The following is a 16,397-nucleotide window of genomic DNA, read 5'->3' on the forward strand; positions in this document are numbered from 1 at the left end:
TTTCGACAAGCCAGAACCGTTATTACGCAGCAGCGTAGCTGGTAAAGATTTCCGTGGACCCATCGCGTAGGATCAGATGCACGTCATATGCTTCGCGGCTGCTCTCTGGTCCCATCCCCGGCGACCCATATGGCATCCCCGGCACAGCCAGACCCACCGCGTCGGGCCGTTCTGCCAGCAACCGCCGAATGTCAGCGACCGGCACATGCCCTTCCACAACATATCCCTCAACGTCCGCAGTGTGACACGATGCCATGTCTTGCGGGATATGTCGTGCCGTTTTTTCGCGGAAAAGGGCCGTACCCGCGCTTGCTTGCGTTGTTACCTGAAAACCGTCGGCTTCAAGAATATCAATCCACGCACTACAACATCCGCAATTGGGGTCTTTGAGTACATGAATTGAAGGTCCGCCAGCTGCACTCAATTGCCCCGGCGCAGCCAACAGTGCGGCTGCTCCAACTAAGAATTCTCGCCGAAGGATCCGGGCATCGCGCATTTCTTTGTCCTCTTCCTCATCTATGTGTCGACCTCACGGGTAAGGGTTCCAGCAAGGGCAAGGTCAACAGCTCCAAATCAAGATAACGAAAACTTGACTGCGACCGCGAGCCGCCGTCAGGCACGCCATCGCCAGTCGCAGAAACTGACGGTCGCAGTGTCACGCCTATTAGGCTTTCTGCTACCCCCACTGCCCTCCGCCATCCATATCAATCACCGTCCCGGACAAGTACTCAACACTGGGTGAACATAGCATGGCCGCCAACGCGCCCACCTCTTCGGGTTTTTTCAACCGGCCGAATGGCATCGTGCTTTCGTCCAGCAGTTCCTTCCAACGGCTCTCGTCTCCGAACTTTGACGCCGCACGGGATTTGTACAGCCCGACAACCCGGTCCGTCAGTGTTGGGGACGGATTGATTCCGAACACGCGCACCCCGTAGCTTGGTGTCTCGGCGCCAAGCGCGTTGGTAAAACCGATGAGCGCTGCATTCCCGGCTGCCCCGCAAATATAGTCGGGCCGCACCGCGCGCCCGCCCATGCCAATGATGTTCACGATTACACCAGATTGGCGTTCTTTCATCTGCGCAAGGTAGAGTTGGCTTAGGTGAATGTAGCCAAAAACTTTGAGCGCCCAGGCCTCATGCCACCTCGCCATCGAGATATCGGCCAGACCACCGCCGGGGATCGCGCCCGCGTTGTTCACCAGAATATCAATATCAGAATGCGCACCCGCCAACCGATCACGGTCCTCTTGGATGCCAAGATCCCCGGCGAAAACCTCACACTGCGTTCCGGTTTCAGCGTGAATTTTTTCCGATGCCCTAGCCAGAGATTCGGCGTCACGTGAGGCAAGGACGACCTCTGCCCCTTCACGCGCAAAGGCCAGCGCCGTTTCAAAGCCGATACCGCGCGAACCGCCGGTCACCAGGACCTTTTTTCCCGTTAAGCCCAAATCCATATTCATGTCCCCCATTATTATGCCGATCCGCAAGGCATGCTCTAATTTGTTTGGCATGCTTTACTTTGTCTGACGTGAAGCAGCTTGGCCGCCAAGGACCATTTGCCAAAAGTAGAGTGCATTCGTTCACCGCCAAGGCAATACGTGCCGTCCCAGCCTTTCGTTCACCACACATCTTACCCATAGCGACTGTGCAAAACTTTGGTTAAAACCGCTGGGAGCCATTCCATGCAAACCTGCGCAGAATGTTCGTTTTCTACGGTTCGATGCCTGCACGACGGCTTCAGCAGAACTAAGACCGGCCAAGTCTTTGGCAAAATTGAAGGATTAACCATGTACACTCCCGCCATCACCGGCACCGGCGTTTTCACCCCGGATCAGGTCATCACAAACGCCGAACTGGTCAAAGCCTTCAACGCTAACGTGGACCTCTATAATGCCGAAAATGCCGCCGCGATCGAGGCCGGGGAACTGCCTGCCAAGGAATATTCTTCGGAAGAATTCATCTTCAAAGCCAGCGGAATTGAACAACGTTACGTAATCGACAAGACCGGCGTTCTTGACCCAAAAGTCATGCACCCCCTGCTGCGGCAACGCAGCGACGAGGAACCCAGCCTGATGGCTGAGATGGCTCTGGATGCTGCGCACAAGGCGCTCGCGGCTGCGGGCAAGACACCTGCCGACGTTGGCGCGGTGATCTGTGCCGCCTCTAATCTGGAACGCGCCTATCCCGCCGTTGCCATCGAGATTCAAAGTCTTCTGGGAACGGGCGGCTTTGCATTCGATATGAATGTCGCCTGCTCCTCGGCCACCTTTGGCATTCAGGCCGCCGCCGACATGGTGCGCAGTGGCTCCATCCGCTCAGCCCTTGTGGTAAATCCCGAGATCTGCTCCGCCCACCTGGAATGGCGCGACCGGGATTGTCACTTCATATTTGGCGACGTTGCCACGGCCACGCTGATTGAACGCGCGGAAGATGCAACAGGCCCATATTTTGAAATCAAATCCACGCGGTGCGCGACCGAGTTTTCCAACAACATTCGCAACAACAACGGATTCCTGCGCCGCTCCCGCCCGGACGGCGTCAAGGACCGCCGCGACATGCAATTCATGCAGAACGGGCGCAAGGTGTTCAAGGAAGTCGTGCCCATGGTCTCGGATCACATCGCACAGCATATGGCGGACGAAGGCGTTCAGGCGACCGATCTCAAGCGTTTGTGGCTGCATCAGGCCAACAAGTCGATGAACGATTTCATCGGTCGCAAGGTACTGGGCCGAACACCTGAGCCGGGCGAGCAGCCCAATATTTTGCAGGACTACGCCAACACATCCTCGGCCGGGTCGATTATCGCTTTTTCAAAGAATTCCAGCGACCTGAACGATGGCGACAAGGGTTTGATCTGTTCATTTGGGGCGGGCTATTCAGTGGGTTCCGTGATCGTGGAGAAGCACGGTTAGAGGCATAATCAGCCGCTTTTCTTGGACACGCGTTGATGGACTTCCTCTGCGCTTTCGACCCGCTCTGAGTAACGGTCTACCAGATAATCGGCACGGCCACGTACCAACCATGTGAATTTCACCAGTTCTTCCATCACATCCACGATACGGCGGTAGAATGGCCCTTCGGGCAGCCGTCCTTCAGCGTCGAATTCCAGCCATGCCTTGGGAATTGATGACTGATTAGGGATCGTTACCATCCGCATCCAGCGCCCCAGAATACGCATCTGGTTTACCGCATTGAACGATTGCGAGCCGCCAGACACCTGCATGACCGCCAACGTCTTGCCTTGTGTCGGACGGATCCCGCCCTTGAGCGACAAGGGAAGCCAATCGATCTGGCATTTCATAATTCCCGTCATCGCGCCATGCCGTTCGGGGCTGGACCAGACCATGCCTTCGGACCAGACAGCCAAGTCACGCAATTCAACCACCTTTGGGTGATCCGGCTCTGCTCCATCGGGCAAAGGCAGCCCGGTGGGGTCAAACATCCGCGTTTCACAGCCCAAAAACTGAAGGATACGCGCTGCTTCCTCCGCCGCACGACGTGAATAGCTTTGCGGACGCAAAGAGCCGTACAGCAACAGAATCCGTGGCTTGTGCCCCAGATCACCAGCCGCTTTCAGCGCATCTATATCAATTGCCGGTAGCTGATCCGCCTGAAGACTGGGCAGATCGTCAGACACTTTCATCCTCAAGGTTCAATTTCATATCGACCAAGACCTGCTGGAGCATCGTTGTCTCTTTTAGCAGGCGTTTGGCCTCGTTCACGCTGATCTGGCCGTCCTCCATGGACTGCTGGTATTCTGCCATCAGCATGGCAAAGCGCTGGCTCAGCGCGATCACGTCTGAATTCACACCGCCCTTGCGTTCTGCATTCGGACGGCGCCCTTCAAAATTCAGCCCGATACCCCGCAACTCTGCCAGGGCCGCCGTCACATGCGGATAACTGGCAACCTCCTCCAACTGCGCCACGGCGTCGATGGGCATGAAGCGGTCCGAGTGCTCATCATTGTCAGAATAGTACCGTCCCAGAGTTGCCTTGGATTTACCGGTGACGCCGCACGCAGGTTCGATGCCCACATCCTTAACCAAAGCTTCAGTGTGCTTTTTCAGATAGCTGCCAATAATGGCCATATCGTTTGATCCTCAAATCGCTGTACCCATCGCCGGTCCGCACACCGGGGGAAAGGTCGTTGGCTTTTCCCATTAATCGGTCGACGCACAAATGTCATTTAGAAATCATCCTGACTACGTTGGCAGGATTTACGAGTGCCACTTCCCTCGGGTGGTGGTTGTTAGAGGTTCGTACGCCCCCTCGCATGATTGATGCCGCACACATTGGTCAGACGGAGGGTGGCGTACGGGCTTTGCTTGATCTTGATCGTTCTGTGCCGATTGGCGTAACAGACCGCATGGCAAAGCTTTACTTTCATTACTCAACCATGAACGCAGGCAAATCGACTGTGCTTTTGCAGGCGGCGCATAACTACGAAGAGCGGGGAATGCAGCCCTATCTGCTGACTGCTCAATTCGACCGGCGTGCCGGTGACGGGCGGATCGGATCGCGGATCGGGATCGGCAAGGATGCCGATACCTACGCGCCGGGCGAGGATCTGTTTGCCAAGCTGGAAACGCGGTTGAATGTCGGGCCCTGCGCCTGTGTTTTCGTGGATGAGGCCCAGTTTCTTGAGGCGGAACAGGTCTGGCAACTGGCCCGCGCGGTCGATGATTTACGGGTGCCGGTGATGTGCTTTGGCCTGCGAGTTGATTTTCGTGGCCAGCTTTTCCCCGGATCGGCGACGTTGCTGGCCTTGGCGGATGAGATGCGCGAGGTGCGCACAATCTGTTATTGCGGCAAAAAGGCCACGATGGTGGTGCGGATGGATCAGGATGGCGAGGTATTGATGGACGGCGCGCAAGTTCAGATTGGCGGAAACGAAACCTACGTATCGCTGTGCCGGGTCCATTGGCGCGAGGCTGTTGGGGACCGCGCGAAGCCTTAGTGCATGCGCCCGCCGTCAGGCACGGCACGGTCTGGCGATAGCAAGACGATATCACTACCATCATCCGGCACGCCAAGGACCAGCACATCGGACATGAACGGGCCGATTTGGCGCGGCGGAAAGTTCACGACGGCCATGACCTGTCGGCCCACAAGCGTTTCAGGATCATAGTGGGCCGTGATCTGGGCAGAAGTTTTGCGCTCCCCAATCTCTGGTCCAAAGTCGACCCAAAGCTTGATCGCGGGTTTGCGTGCTTCGGGAAAGGGTTCGGCGCGGACCACCGTACCGACGCGAATATCGACCTTTGCAAAGTCATCGAACGAAATCTCAGCCACGGGCGAGTTCCTTGGATCTGTCTGTCGCCGCTTTCACGGCCCGTTTGACCAGCGCAGGAAAGCCGTTTTCCTCGTCCATCAACACCTCTAACGCCGCCTGTGTCGTGCCGTTGGGCGAGGTCACGTTGATGCGCAGTTGCGTGGGGCTTTCATCAGATTCCATCGCCAACGCACCAGCCCCCGCAACCGTCGCCTTTGCCAGTTGCATTGACAGCCCGGGGGGCAGGCCCTGCGCCTCTCCGGCGGCAGCCATGGTTTCGATCATGTGGAAAACATACGCTGGGCCGGAGCCGCTCACACCTGTTACCGCGTCGATCTGGGATTCTTGATCCAGCCGGACAACCTCGCCCACGGCACTGAGCAGCGTTTCGGCCTCATCGAGGGCGGCCTCTCCGGCTGTGTCATTGGCCACGATGGCGGTGATTCCCCGTGAGATTGCCGCTGGCGTATTAGGCATTGCGCGCACAACCGGTGTGTTCACGCCAAGCGTTTCCTCAAAATAGCGGATCGGGGTGCCTGCGGCGACACTGACAAAGAGGGTCGATCCGTTCCCCATCGCCTTGAGCGTCGGGAGGGCTTCGGCCATCATCTGCGGTTTGACAGCAACAAGAACGATGGCAGGAGCTGCGGGCAATTCGGCATTCAGGTGCACACCTTGTGCCTTGAGCCACTCGGATGGAAACGGATCGACAACCCAAACGGATGTCGGCGGCAATCCCCGTGCCAACCAGCCTTCCAGCATGGCCGACCCCATCTTGCCGCATCCCAAGAGCACAAGGCCATTGGCGGCGATCCTGCTGTCTTTCATCTTGATCCCCCGGTTACCATCCGGGGGCAGTGTTACGCCCGGCCGTAGGCCTCTGCAATGGCGACCTGCAGGGCGTCTTCGGGCGTCTTGTCCCCCCAGACCTGCAATTGGAGTGCAGGATAATAACGCTCTGCCGACATCACGGCAGCGCCGATCATCGTGTCGATCTGCTCTGCGCTGGCATCCTGTCCGCCCGCGCAGACAAGCCCGTAGCGGTAGACCATCAGTTTTTGTTCAGCCCAATAGGTAAAGGCACCAGCCCAGCATTGATCGTTCACACGGTTCAAAAGGTCGTATAGGCCCGACAGCTTTTCCTCCGGCGGATCCATCTCGAATGTGCAGATCAGGCGGAGCGTTTCGTCATAGCCGGACCACGCCAGAGTGATCGAATAGGTGCGCCATTGGCCTTCGACTGCCATCGCGATCTGTTCATCGGAAATGCGGTCAAAGTCCCACTCATGATAGGCGGCGAGATTCTCAACGATATCAATGGGGTGGATTGCTTCTTCAAGGTACTGCTCGGTCAGGGCCATTTCGACACCTCTTTTTGTAAGTCCATCCCTTCGTGACGCAGCGCCCTACAAGGAATGGATGCCTGCACAATAGGCCGTTGGGCGAGCAACCGCCTATACAAGATATGGTGGGCGCAAAGGGGGGCATCTGGCAACCCCTTTTCTTGGGGATAACCGCAATTGATGGGGGATAACTGCGATATATTGTGGATGAGACGCAGAATAGGGCAATCTATGGCCACACCGTGACGGCTTAAATAGTCTCTGGGGCAGCTGATTTGCTGGCCTGGCGCTTCACGGTCTGAGCCATCAAAGGTCGGTCATGACATCATACTTCAGCTTTTCGCGCTACTTGCAGTCAGGCGCAACCAACAAGTCAAAGCACACTGAGGCGAGCATCGTGCGATTTGATGCTCCGCAGACTGCCGTCTTCAAACGAGCACGGCAGATCAATTTGGGGACTGGCGCGAAACGCCCATAAGAGTCAGCATGATCAGCGAAACCAACTGAAAGACCAAATTGAGATGCTTCCCACACTCGCGCTTCTTCTTTCGTGCCAATTGCTTGGAGAGGTCGCCGCGCGCGGTCTTGGCCTGTCGGTTCCGGGTCCGGTACTCGGGCTTGCACTGCTCATTTTTCTGCTGCGCGTGGCACCCGCACTTGCCGAACATCTAAGGCCAACAACCGGCGTTATTCTTGCAAACCTGTCCCTAATGTTCGTGCCTGCGGGCGTCGGTGTGATCGGCAATCTGGATGTGCTGTCCAAAGACTGGCTCGCCCTGCTGGTCATCCTTGTTGTCTCAACACTGCTGGCCATGCTGACGGCCGTCGGCACATTCATCGGCGTGCAGCATCTGAGAAAGGGGCCGACACCGTGAATGGCGTTGCAAACCTGTGGAGCTATCTGTCCACGACACCGTTGTTATGGCTGACTGCAACCATATTGGGATACCTTGCTGCGGATGCGCTGGCGCGGCGGCTGAATAACCCGCCATGGGCCAATCCTGTCTTGATGTCAGTTTTACTGATCGCGCCAGTTCTGTGGCTGACGCAGACGGATTACGCGACGTATTTTGAGGGGGCGCAGTTCATACATTTTCTTTTGGGTCCGGCGACAGTGGCGCTGGCACTGCCCCTTTGGGACAATCGCGATACCATCCGCCGTTCAATCGCCCCGATAGTGCTGGCTTTGCTCACAGGCTCAATCGTTGCGGCAGGGTCGGCCATTCTCCTTGCACGCGCCTTCGGTCTGCCGACCGAAGTGATCCTGTCGCTTGCTCCGAAATCCACGACGGCGCCCGTCGCATTGGGCATATCCGAAGCAGTGGGCGGTATTCCCACCCTGACAGCTGTCCTGGTCATCTTAACAGGTATCATCGGTGCAATGACTGTAACACCTCTTATGACCTTGCTGCGCATCCAAGACTGGCGCGCACGGGGATTTGCAGTCGGTGTTGCTGCTCATGGTATCGGGACTGCGCGGGCATTTCAGGTGAACCCGACGGCAGGGGCCTATGCGGGCATCGCCATGGCACTCAATGCATTGCTGACCAGCATGATAGTGCCACCGCTGGTGCGATGGCTAATGTAATGTCGGAACGGCTGACAGGCGACGGTTGATGCCTATGGCACAACCTTCAACACTTCACCGGGCGTCAGCCCTTCTTGGCTTCCAGCTTGTCCAGCCGCGCCTTGAGCGCTTCATTCTCTTCTCGCGCTTTCTGCGCCATGGCGCGGACCGCGTCGAACTCTTCTCGCGTGACGAAATCGCGATCGGCCAGCCAACGATCGACCAAACCTTTCATCGCGTTCTCGGCTTCGTCCTTGGCACCCTGCGCCACGCCCATGGCATTGGTCATCATTTGGGACACATCATCGAAAAATTTGTTACGGGTTTGCATATCTGGCTCCGATCTCTGCTTGGCATCTATATGGGGCCTTGATCCCCCGCAGGCAAGGTTGACTTCCGGGCCTATCCCGGCTCAATCAGCGCCATGAGAGCCGTGCTTCCCTTTCCCGACATCTCGCCAGAGATTTTTTCGATCACCGTGTTCGGTATGGAGTTTGCGCTGCGCTGGTATGCGCTGGCCTACATCGTGGGCATTCTGCTGGGCTGGCGTCTGGTGGTGCGCGCCGCGCGCACCCCACGGCTGTGGAGGAATGAGCGTCCCGTGATGACGCCCAACCAGATCGAAGATCTGCTGTTCTGGGTCATCCTGGGTGTGATCCTTGGCGGGCGTTTAGGCTATGTGCTGTTTTATCAGGCGGGCTATTACCTCTCAAATCCGCTGCGCATCCTGCAACTGTGGGAGGGCGGCATGTCCTTTCACGGCGGAGCGATTGGCGTCATTCTGGCCGCGTTTCTCTATACCAAGCGGCACAGCATCAATACGGTTTCGGCCGGAGACCTTGTCTCGCTCGGACTTGCGCCCGGCCTGTTTCTTGGCCGCGTTGCCAATTTCATCAACGCCGAGCTTTGGGGCAGGCCCACGGACCTGCCGTGGGGCGTCGCCTTTCCAACTGAGGCGGCGCAATACTGCCCGGACGTGGCCGGTATTTGCGCCCGGCACCCGTCGCAACTCTATGAGGCATTGCTTGAGGGGCTGGTTCTGGGCGGCATCCTGATCTGGATGGCGTGGCGGCGGGGCGACTTGAAACGCGAGGGGCTGCTGATGGGGACTTTCCTTGCAGGCTATGGTGCGGCCCGGTTTATCGTTGAGTTCGTGCGCCAACCAGATACGCAGTTTATCACTGAAGGCAACCCACTGGGTCTCGCGCTCCAAACAGGCGGTTATGGCCTGACCATGGGGCAGCTTCTGTGCATCCCGATGATGCTGGTCGGCGCGCTATTTATCCTGCGCGCCCGCCGCACCGCATGAACCTGCGCGACCATATCGCATCGCGCATCGCGTCAACCGGACCAATGCGGATCGATGAATATATGACAACCTGCCTGCTTCATCCGACGCTGGGCTATTACACCACCCGCGATCCACTGGGCGCTGATGGCGATTTCATCACGGCACCGGAAATCAGCCAGATGTTCGGTGAACTTATCGGCCTTTCACTTGCCCAGCACTGGTTGGAGAATGGCGCACCCGCGCCGTTCACACTTGCTGAACTGGGCCCCGGACGCGGTACACTCATGGCTGATGCCCTGCGCGCGTGTCGCGGGGTTCCGGGGTTTGTCGAAGCGGCAGACATTACATTGGTTGAGGTGTCACCCGCGCTGCGCAAGATTCAGGCTGACGCACTAGCAGGCTTTGATGTTTCATGGACTGACACGGTCGATGCCCTGCCGGACCAGCCGCTTTACCTTGTCGCGAACGAATTCTTTGACGCCCTGCCGATCCGTCAATTCCTGCGCGATGGTAGCCTTTGGCGCGAACGGCAAGTGGGGCTTGAGCAGAACGACCTTGTCTTTGGGCTTGGTCCCGCGCAACCGCAACCGGCGCTGAATGCCCGGCTAGAAGACACAAAAGACGGCGATCTTGTGGAAAGCTGTGCGGCCGCTGGCCCGATCATGGCAGCACTTGCGACGCGGATAGAGACCTATGGCGGCTGCGCAATAATCATTGACTACGGAGACTGGCGGCCACTGGGAGACACCTTTCAGGCGGTCAAGAACCATCAAAAGGTCAATCCGCTTGCCGCGCCCGGCTTGGCAGACCTCACCGCGCATGTGGATTTCGAAGCGCTTGCTCAGGCTGCGGCGCCCTGCGCCCACAGCCAAGTCACCCCGCAAGGTGTGTTTCTAGAACGTCTTGGCATCACCCAGCGTGCGCAGGCTCTTGCAGACAAAATGTCCGGTAGCACGCTGGATGCGCATATCGCCGCGCATCGCCGGTTGACGCACCCCGAAGAAATGGGAAATCTGTTCAAGGTAATGGCGCTGACGCAATCGGGCAGCGCCCCTCCCCCGGGACTGGAAGCATGACGCTTGAGATACTGACATCTGACAGCCTCTCCGACACCCGCCACGGGTTCTTCACCCGACGGGGCGGCGCATCATCGGGTGTCTACGCGGGGCTGAACTGTGGCCATGGCAGCACCGACCAGACTGAAATTGTGACCATCAATCGAAACCGCGTTGCCGATGCCATGGGGGTGTCCGCCGAACATTTGGCAGGCGTCAATCAAGTGCATTCAGCTGATGTCATTACGATCACGGAACCATCCCGAGACAAGCCAAAGGCTGATGCCTTGGTTACAAAAACGCCTGGTATTGCCCTTTCTGTTTTGACGGCCGATTGCCAGCCAGTCCTCTTTGCCGACAGCAAAGCAGGGGTCATCGGCGCGGCCCATGCCGGATGGCGCGGTGCGCTGGATGGGGTGCTGGAGGCAACCGTCGACGCCATGGAGGCCCTTGGCGCCGCACGCGAAAGGATCACAGCCGTGATCGGCCCCTGCATCAGCCAACGCGCCTATGAAGTCGGCCCGGAATTTTTTGAAGACTTCCTCGCAGAGGACCCCGCCTTCGACCGGTTCTTTGTGCAGGGTCAGGGCGACCGTCTGCTTTTTGACCTTCCCGGATTTGGCCTGAGCCGTCTGCGCAACGCAGGCGTCGCTCATGCGGAATGGACACGGCACTGCACATATAGCGATCCAGAGAGATTCTATTCCTATCGCCGCACGACCCATGCGAAGGAAGCAGATTATGGACGCCTGATTTCTGTCATCACGCTTTGATCTTGGCACGAATGGGGCAGGCCTTGCCCACTTGATGCCCAATTGCGCCTTCTCTTTTTGGAAACAATCAGCCCGATTTTCGGTGATTGATCAGATACCAATCGGTTTCGTCTATAAAAACAAAGGCTTTGGCGAATTTGGGCACCCCGGCCACAAATCAGGTACATCAGCGCGTCAAATTTTCTGAAAAAGTTTCTGGTTGCCAAAAACCGGCCCAAATGGCCCGTCATATTCATCCTCAAGCAAGGGCAACAACGCCCGCACACAAACAACCGAGGAAAAGAGCCATGAAAACCAACAAGCGCTTTATCAAAGGCATCGTCGCAGCAGCCGCCAAAGAAGACACCGTCATGCCATGGGCACGCGGCAGCCGGCGTGCGACTTTTATTGCCAAGCGCAACAACGCCGAAAAGCAACGCAAAACCGCCTGATCCCCCCTCCTCCCCCAAGGTGTTCTGACAGGTAACAAGTACGATGATAATTGAGATGCCCCGGAAGCGTTGATTCGCTTTCGGGGTAACTTCATTTGTCAGAAATGTGGCAAAGCACGGCGAAATAAGGAAACAGAAAGGCATAACAAACTTGAATTGGGGCTAAATAAGGCACCAATGTTGTTCAAACTTTGACAAACCCCGGCAGATCGGGCGATTTTGTCTCCATCGAAGACATGAAATGACATCCCGTTATTTCCGTGCTTGTCGGTGGGGGCCGACACGGATGTGACCAACCTGAACAAAGGTGATCGCATGACACTGACTGCTTCCATGGGCCAACGCCCGACCACACCAACCGCCAACCTGCGTGGCTATACTCCGTCTGCACCTTCGGCACGCGGAGTGAATGCAGCCCCCCAAATGCCGATGCGCAGCTATGAGGTTGCTGCCCTGCGCGCGGATGGCTCTCTTTACATCGGGCAGGACAAGGCACCGGCCATCCCTCTTTTTGAAAGCGCTTTTTCCGCTTTCGCACGCGGCACCCTTATCGCGACGCCGCAAGGCGATGTAGCCATTGAGGATCTGCAACCCGGCGACATGGTCAACACCTCAACAGGAGAGCCCGCACGCCTGATCTGGATCGGCTCAAGCAGCTTTGTGCCCGCCGACGCTGGCCGCCGGGTCCCGCTGATACGGATCATGCCCGATACATTTGGTCGGGGCCGTCCCAGTTCATTTCTGACCCTAGGCCCTTCGGCACGGATTCTGCATACGCCGCATCGTCTGCGCTCTGAGGCCGGTGAACAGCGGCTTTTGACCCCCGTGCGGGAGTTCGTTGACGGTGTAAACGTGATTGAGGTGGTCCCACCCACGCCCGTGCGACTGTTCCATTTTTGTCTGGATCGCCACGCGACCATCAGCGCGGGCGGCATTGAAATGGAAACGTTTCATCCGGGCGCAAATGCGACCATATCAGTCTCGCACAATCTGCGCGACCGGTTTATGGGCATGTTCCCCCGGATCGGGCATATGACGGACTTTGGACCGCTGGCACACCCGCGCGCGGCCGAAGCCAGAACAAACGCGGACGCTATCTGAAACAACCCCAAAGCGTGGGATGTGATAGCCCCCGCGCTTTTGAACGTGTCCCTCTGGCTTTTCCTCGTCAGGGGGACACTTGCAAGCGTTTTTCCAGCACGTCAAAGGGCACGCCCGGATCATCCTTTGCGCCCCGGATAACAAGGCTGGTCTTGACGCTTTCCACGTTCGGTGTGGTCAAAAGCTCTCCGGTCAGAAAGCTTTGAAAGGACGACAAGTCAGGCGCCACGCATTTCAGGATGAAATCCACCTCACCGTTCAACATGTGGCACTCGCGCACCAACGGCCATTCCCGGCACTTCTGTTCAAATGCACTAAGGTCCACTTCGGCCTGACTGGCAAGACCGACCATGGCGAAAACCTGCACTTCAAACCCTAGCTCACGTGCGTCGACATCGGCATGATATCCCCTGATGTACCCCTGCTCTTCCAAGGTACGCACACGGCGCAGACAGGGTGGCGCGGATATACCGACCCGCTTAGCGAGTTCGACGTTGGTCATCCGCCCGTCAGCCTGAAGCTCAGCTAGAATCTTCCGATCAATCGGATCAAGCCGTGTTCCCGCCATTGAAAGTCCCCTCTAATTTGCGATTCTTATAGCAGCGCCAAAGATAGGCGCAATAATGTTTCGCGGTAGCGCAAGAATCTTTCTGCCATTCTGATAGATTGCCCGATTTTCCTGCCGAGGTATGCCTTGAGAAAGGGTTTAAGATGCCGCGCTCCGGGTCTATAACGGGCGTGCTGCAAACAGATCAATCGGGGGTGCCACATGGCCGATACACGCAAGACCAAGGTTCTGATCATCGGCTCGGGCCCAGCGGGATATACCGCCGGCGTCTATGCAAGCCGCGCCATGCTGGAACCCATTCTGGTACAGGGGATTGAGCCAGGTGGCCAGCTGACCACAACCACCGAGGTCGAGAATTGGCCCGGCGATACCGAGGTACAGGGTCCTGACTTGATGGTGCGCATGGAAGCCCACGCCAAGGCCATGGGCACCGAGATCATAAGCGATATCATCACCGATCTGGACCTATCGTCGCGACCTTTCCACGCCAAGGGTGACAGCGGCACCACCTACATCGCTGATGCCGTGATCCTCGCAACAGGCGCACGGGCCAAGTGGCTGGGGCTGGACAGCGAAGAGAAATTCAAGGGCTTCGGTGTGTCGGCCTGCGCCACCTGCGATGGCTTTTTCTATCGTGGACAGGAGATCGTTGTGATCGGCGGCGGCAACACCGCTGTCGAAGAAGCACTCTTCCTGACCAATTTCGCCTCCAAGGTCACGTTGATCCACCGCCGCGATGAGCTGCGCGCCGAGAAAATCCTGATCAACCGCCTGATGAAAAACCCCAAGATTGAACCGCTGTGGTTTCACACGCTCGAGGAAGTCTACGGTACCGATAACCCGCTGGGCGTCGAAGGGGTGAAGGTCAAGCATACAGAAACCGGCGAGATTACAGATATACCCTGCAAGGGCGTTTTCGTAGCAATTGGCCATGCTCCCGCAAACGAGTTGGTGAAAGATACGCTTGAAACCCACATGGGCGGCTACGTGGTCACCAAACCCGACAGCACAGAAACCTCTATTCCCGGTGTATTTGCCGCAGGCGACCTGACCGACCACAAGTACCGGCAGGCGGTGACCTCCGCTGGAATGGGCTGTATGGCCGCCCTTGAGGCAGAACGGTTTCTTGCCGAAGTGGGTGACGACGCTGACGTCGAAGGCGGCAAAGACACCTCTTTGCCTTTGGGTTATGGCGCGCAGGTGGCTGAGTAAATCTGCCCCCTGCTTGACCTGCACTGCACTGCCGCCCAAAGTCAGGTGGCAACAAGGGGCAGGACATGAAGGATCTTTGGCGCGGCAGTTGGTCCACACGCCTGCGCATCGCAAGCGGGCTGGTGTTGTTCACCTATGCCCTCACACATTTCTTGAATATCGGGCTGGGCCTACTGTCTCCTGACTGGATGGACCGGGCGCAGGACTGGCGGCAGGTAATCACCCGGAGCCTTCTCGGCTCTGTCGTGCTTTACGGTGCTTTCCTTGTCCACATGACGCTGGCGCTGGTCAGACTCGCAGGGCGCGGCACCTTGCGGATGCCCTTCTGGGAGGCCACCCAGATCGCACTTGGCGTTGTCATCCCTATTTTGCTGGTAGCCCACCTCATTCACACCCGCACTGCACATGAGGTCTACGGCGTCAATGATGAGATGGGCTATGTCATGCTGTTGCTGCACGACAGCTGGGATGGCTGGAAACAAAGCCTGCTGCTGCTGATTGTCTGGGTGCATGGTTGCGCCGGCCTGCATTTCTGGCTGCGGGGCCGACAATGGTGGCGCAACTGGCTGCCTTCGCTGATCGGTTTCGCGGTGCTTGTTCCTGCCTTTGCACTTGCGGGTTTCCTGACAGAGGGACGGCGCATGAAGACGCTTTTCGCCGATCCTGAAGAACGCGAAAGCCTCATCTCTTTATTCAATTTTCCCGACCGCGAGACGTTTGGCACCCTGATCACCTTGACCGAACAAATGCGGTGGGTGTTCGGGGGCATCATGTTGATCGTCGCCATCGCCTACCTTGTCAAATACCTCCGCTCGCGGAAACTGTCGGTCCGCATCCGTTATGCAAATGGTACAGAGATCACGGCACCTAAGGGGCTGACCTTGCTGGAAATGGCGCGACTGCGCGGCATTCCTCATGCCTCGCTTTGCGGCGGCCGGGGTCGGTGCACAACCTGCCGCGTAGTGATAGAGGAAGGGGCCGAATTGTTGCACCCACCAAGTGAAGCCGAGGCACGCAGCCTTGCCGCAGTGGGGGCCGAGCCGAACACAAGGCTGGCCTGTCAGATCACCCCGATGCACCCGACAACCGTTTTTCGCGTCTTCCAACCAGACGGACGCCGCAAGGAACGCAACCACGCCAGTCAGGGCGAAGAACGAAAACTTGCCCTCCTATTCCTCGACATGCGTGGCTTTACCGCGCGAACGACCGGGCAACTGCCCTACGATGTGGTTTTTCTTCTAAACCGGTTCTTCGATGCGATCGTTCCCGCCATCACGGATCAAGGCGGGACAGTAGACAAATACCTCGGGGATGGGTTTCTGGCAGTATTCGAAACCATGGATGAGGCCACCTCAGCCAAGGCCGCGCTCAATGCTATTGAGGGGATCGCCCGCAAACTCAACGGTTTTAACGAAACCTTGAAGCGCGAAGGGCAAAGCCCCGTCGCCATAGGAATCGGCGCGCATTTGGGGGAGGTGGTGCTGGGAGAAATCGGCGCCGCAGGGAACGCACCTCGTACCTTGATCGGTGATACGGTGAATACCGCCTCGCGTATTGAGGGCGTCACCAAGGAATACAAAGTACAGGCCTTCGTCTCCGCTCCACTGCTCTCAGCTGCGGGTCACGACCTTCCCATGGCGGCAATGGCAGCCCTTGAACTTCGCGGGCTAAGCGAACCTTTGCACGCCTGGCCAATAAAGGACGCGACAGATCTTTGGGAGCAACTGGCCACACTTCAGCAAGCCGAACCCGCCTGAACTGACAAAACCCGGCATTACTGCATCA

At 57.6% G+C, this 16,397-nt stretch carries 20 protein-coding genes; 11 read left to right on the forward strand and 9 right to left on the reverse strand.

Annotated elements, in window-relative coordinates:
• Positions 1-22 precede the first annotated feature (22 nt).
• Both GV827_RS08635 and GV827_RS08640 read right to left on the reverse strand, forming a co-directional pair.
• Positions 23-496 carry a DUF411 domain-containing protein gene (locus tag GV827_RS08635; RefSeq protein WP_164353389.1) on the reverse strand — a complete coding sequence of 158 codons (474 nt, stop codon included), beginning with the start codon at positions 494-496 and terminating at the stop codon, positions 23-25.
• A 180-nt stretch (positions 497-676) separates the two neighbouring features.
• Positions 677-1,510, reverse strand: coding sequence for an SDR family oxidoreductase (locus GV827_RS08640; protein ID WP_235930292.1), 834 nt, complete (start codon positions 1,508-1,510; stop codon positions 677-679).
• Positions 1,511-1,786: 276 nt separating this feature from the next.
• On the opposite strand from GV827_RS08640, the gene GV827_RS08645 reads away from it, so the two are divergent.
• A complete protein-coding gene (locus GV827_RS08645; protein ID WP_164353391.1) occupies positions 1,787-2,911 on the forward strand; it encodes a beta-ketoacyl-ACP synthase III in 1,125 nt (374 codons plus the stop codon).
• Between the two features lie 8 nt (positions 2,912-2,919).
• Here GV827_RS08645 and arsH read toward each other — a convergent pair whose 3' ends face one another.
• Together arsH and GV827_RS08655 are read right to left on the reverse strand one after the other, a co-directional pair.
• Positions 2,920-3,642, reverse strand: coding sequence for an arsenical resistance protein ArsH (gene arsH / locus GV827_RS08650; RefSeq protein ID WP_164353392.1), 723 nt, complete (start codon positions 3,640-3,642; stop codon positions 2,920-2,922).
• Positions 3,629-4,087: a hypothetical protein gene (locus tag GV827_RS08655; RefSeq protein ID WP_164353393.1), complete on the reverse strand. Its 459-nt coding sequence runs from the start codon at positions 4,085-4,087 to the stop codon at positions 3,629-3,631. The genes arsH and GV827_RS08655 overlap by 14 nt, the downstream gene beginning before the upstream one ends.
• A 278-nt stretch (positions 4,088-4,365) precedes the next feature.
• On the opposite strand from GV827_RS08655, the gene GV827_RS08660 reads away from it, so the two are divergent.
• On the forward strand, positions 4,366-4,956 hold the full coding sequence (locus GV827_RS08660; RefSeq protein ID WP_164353545.1) for a thymidine kinase: 591 nt from the start codon (positions 4,366-4,368) through the stop codon (positions 4,954-4,956).
• Here GV827_RS08660 and GV827_RS08665 read toward each other — a convergent pair.
• The 3 genes from GV827_RS08665 to GV827_RS08675 are packed head-to-tail and all read right to left on the reverse strand — an operon-like array spanning position 4,953 to position 6,632.
• Positions 4,953-5,291, reverse strand: coding sequence for a tRNA-binding protein (locus GV827_RS08665; protein WP_164353394.1), 339 nt, complete (start codon positions 5,289-5,291; stop codon positions 4,953-4,955). The genes GV827_RS08660 and GV827_RS08665 overlap by 4 nt on opposite strands.
• Positions 5,284-6,099, reverse strand: a complete 816-nt coding sequence (gene proC, locus GV827_RS08670) for a pyrroline-5-carboxylate reductase (protein ID WP_204325797.1) — start codon at positions 6,097-6,099, stop codon at positions 5,284-5,286. Before proC ends, GV827_RS08665 begins: the two co-directional genes overlap by 8 nt.
• A 32-nt stretch (positions 6,100-6,131) precedes the next feature.
• Positions 6,132-6,632, reverse strand: coding sequence for a type III secretion system chaperone family protein (locus GV827_RS08675; protein ID WP_164353395.1), 501 nt, complete (start codon positions 6,630-6,632; stop codon positions 6,132-6,134).
• A 503-nt stretch (positions 6,633-7,135) separates the two neighbouring features.
• Between GV827_RS08675 and GV827_RS08680 the strand changes: the two genes are divergently transcribed.
• Together GV827_RS08680 and GV827_RS08685 are read left to right on the forward strand one after the other, a co-directional pair.
• On the forward strand, positions 7,136-7,489 hold the full coding sequence (locus GV827_RS08680; protein WP_164353396.1) for a CidA/LrgA family protein: 354 nt from the start codon (positions 7,136-7,138) through the stop codon (positions 7,487-7,489).
• Positions 7,486-8,202 (forward strand): LrgB family protein, encoded by a 717-nt coding sequence (locus GV827_RS08685; protein ID WP_164353397.1) that lies wholly within the window; start codon positions 7,486-7,488, stop codon positions 8,200-8,202. The genes GV827_RS08680 and GV827_RS08685 overlap by 4 nt, the downstream gene beginning before the upstream one ends.
• 64 nt (positions 8,203-8,266) lie before the next feature.
• Here GV827_RS08685 and GV827_RS08690 read toward each other — a convergent pair whose 3' ends face one another.
• Positions 8,267-8,512, reverse strand: coding sequence for an accessory factor UbiK family protein (locus GV827_RS08690; protein WP_164353398.1), 246 nt, complete (start codon positions 8,510-8,512; stop codon positions 8,267-8,269).
• Between the two features lie 93 nt (positions 8,513-8,605).
• Here GV827_RS08690 and lgt point away from each other — a divergent pair, with 93 nt between their 5' ends.
• From lgt to GV827_RS08710, 5 genes are all read left to right on the forward strand, one after another.
• Entirely contained in the window at positions 8,606-9,490 is an 885-nt protein-coding gene (gene lgt / locus GV827_RS08695) for a prolipoprotein diacylglyceryl transferase (protein ID WP_164353399.1), read from the forward strand.
• Complete coding sequence (locus GV827_RS08700; RefSeq protein WP_164353400.1) at positions 9,487-10,548, forward strand: class I SAM-dependent methyltransferase; 1,062 nt, start codon at positions 9,487-9,489, stop codon at positions 10,546-10,548. The genes lgt and GV827_RS08700 overlap by 4 nt, the downstream gene beginning before the upstream one ends.
• Complete coding sequence (gene pgeF, locus GV827_RS08705) at positions 10,545-11,300, forward strand: peptidoglycan editing factor PgeF (RefSeq protein ID WP_164353401.1); 756 nt, start codon at positions 10,545-10,547, stop codon at positions 11,298-11,300. Before GV827_RS08700 ends, pgeF begins: the two co-directional genes overlap by 4 nt.
• A gap of 86 nt (positions 11,301-11,386) precedes the next feature.
• On the forward strand, positions 11,387-11,731 hold the full coding sequence (locus GV827_RS23365; RefSeq protein ID WP_204325821.1) for a hypothetical protein: 345 nt from the start codon (positions 11,387-11,389) through the stop codon (positions 11,729-11,731).
• 315 nt (positions 11,732-12,046) lie between these two features.
• On the forward strand, positions 12,047-12,832 hold the full coding sequence (locus GV827_RS08710; RefSeq protein WP_235930293.1) for a Hint domain-containing protein: 786 nt from the start codon (positions 12,047-12,049) through the stop codon (positions 12,830-12,832).
• Positions 12,833-12,899: 67 nt separating this feature from the next.
• Here GV827_RS08710 and GV827_RS08715 read toward each other — a convergent pair whose 3' ends face one another.
• Positions 12,900-13,400: an Lrp/AsnC family transcriptional regulator gene (locus GV827_RS08715; protein WP_164353402.1), complete on the reverse strand. Its 501-nt coding sequence runs from the start codon at positions 13,398-13,400 to the stop codon at positions 12,900-12,902.
• Between the two features lie 201 nt (positions 13,401-13,601).
• Here GV827_RS08715 and trxB point away from each other — a divergent pair, with 201 nt between their 5' ends.
• A complete protein-coding gene (trxB, locus tag GV827_RS08720; protein WP_164353403.1) occupies positions 13,602-14,612 on the forward strand; it encodes a thioredoxin-disulfide reductase in 1,011 nt (336 codons plus the stop codon).
• 65 nt (positions 14,613-14,677) lie between these two features.
• Positions 14,678-16,369: an adenylate/guanylate cyclase domain-containing protein gene (locus GV827_RS08725; RefSeq protein WP_164353404.1), complete on the forward strand. Its 1,692-nt coding sequence runs from the start codon at positions 14,678-14,680 to the stop codon at positions 16,367-16,369.
• The last annotated feature ends 28 nt before the right edge of the window (positions 16,370-16,397 follow it).

The organism is Sulfitobacter sediminilitoris (assembly GCF_010667575.1).
GTDB lineage: Bacteria > Pseudomonadota > Alphaproteobacteria > Rhodobacterales > Rhodobacteraceae > Sulfitobacter > Sulfitobacter sediminilitoris.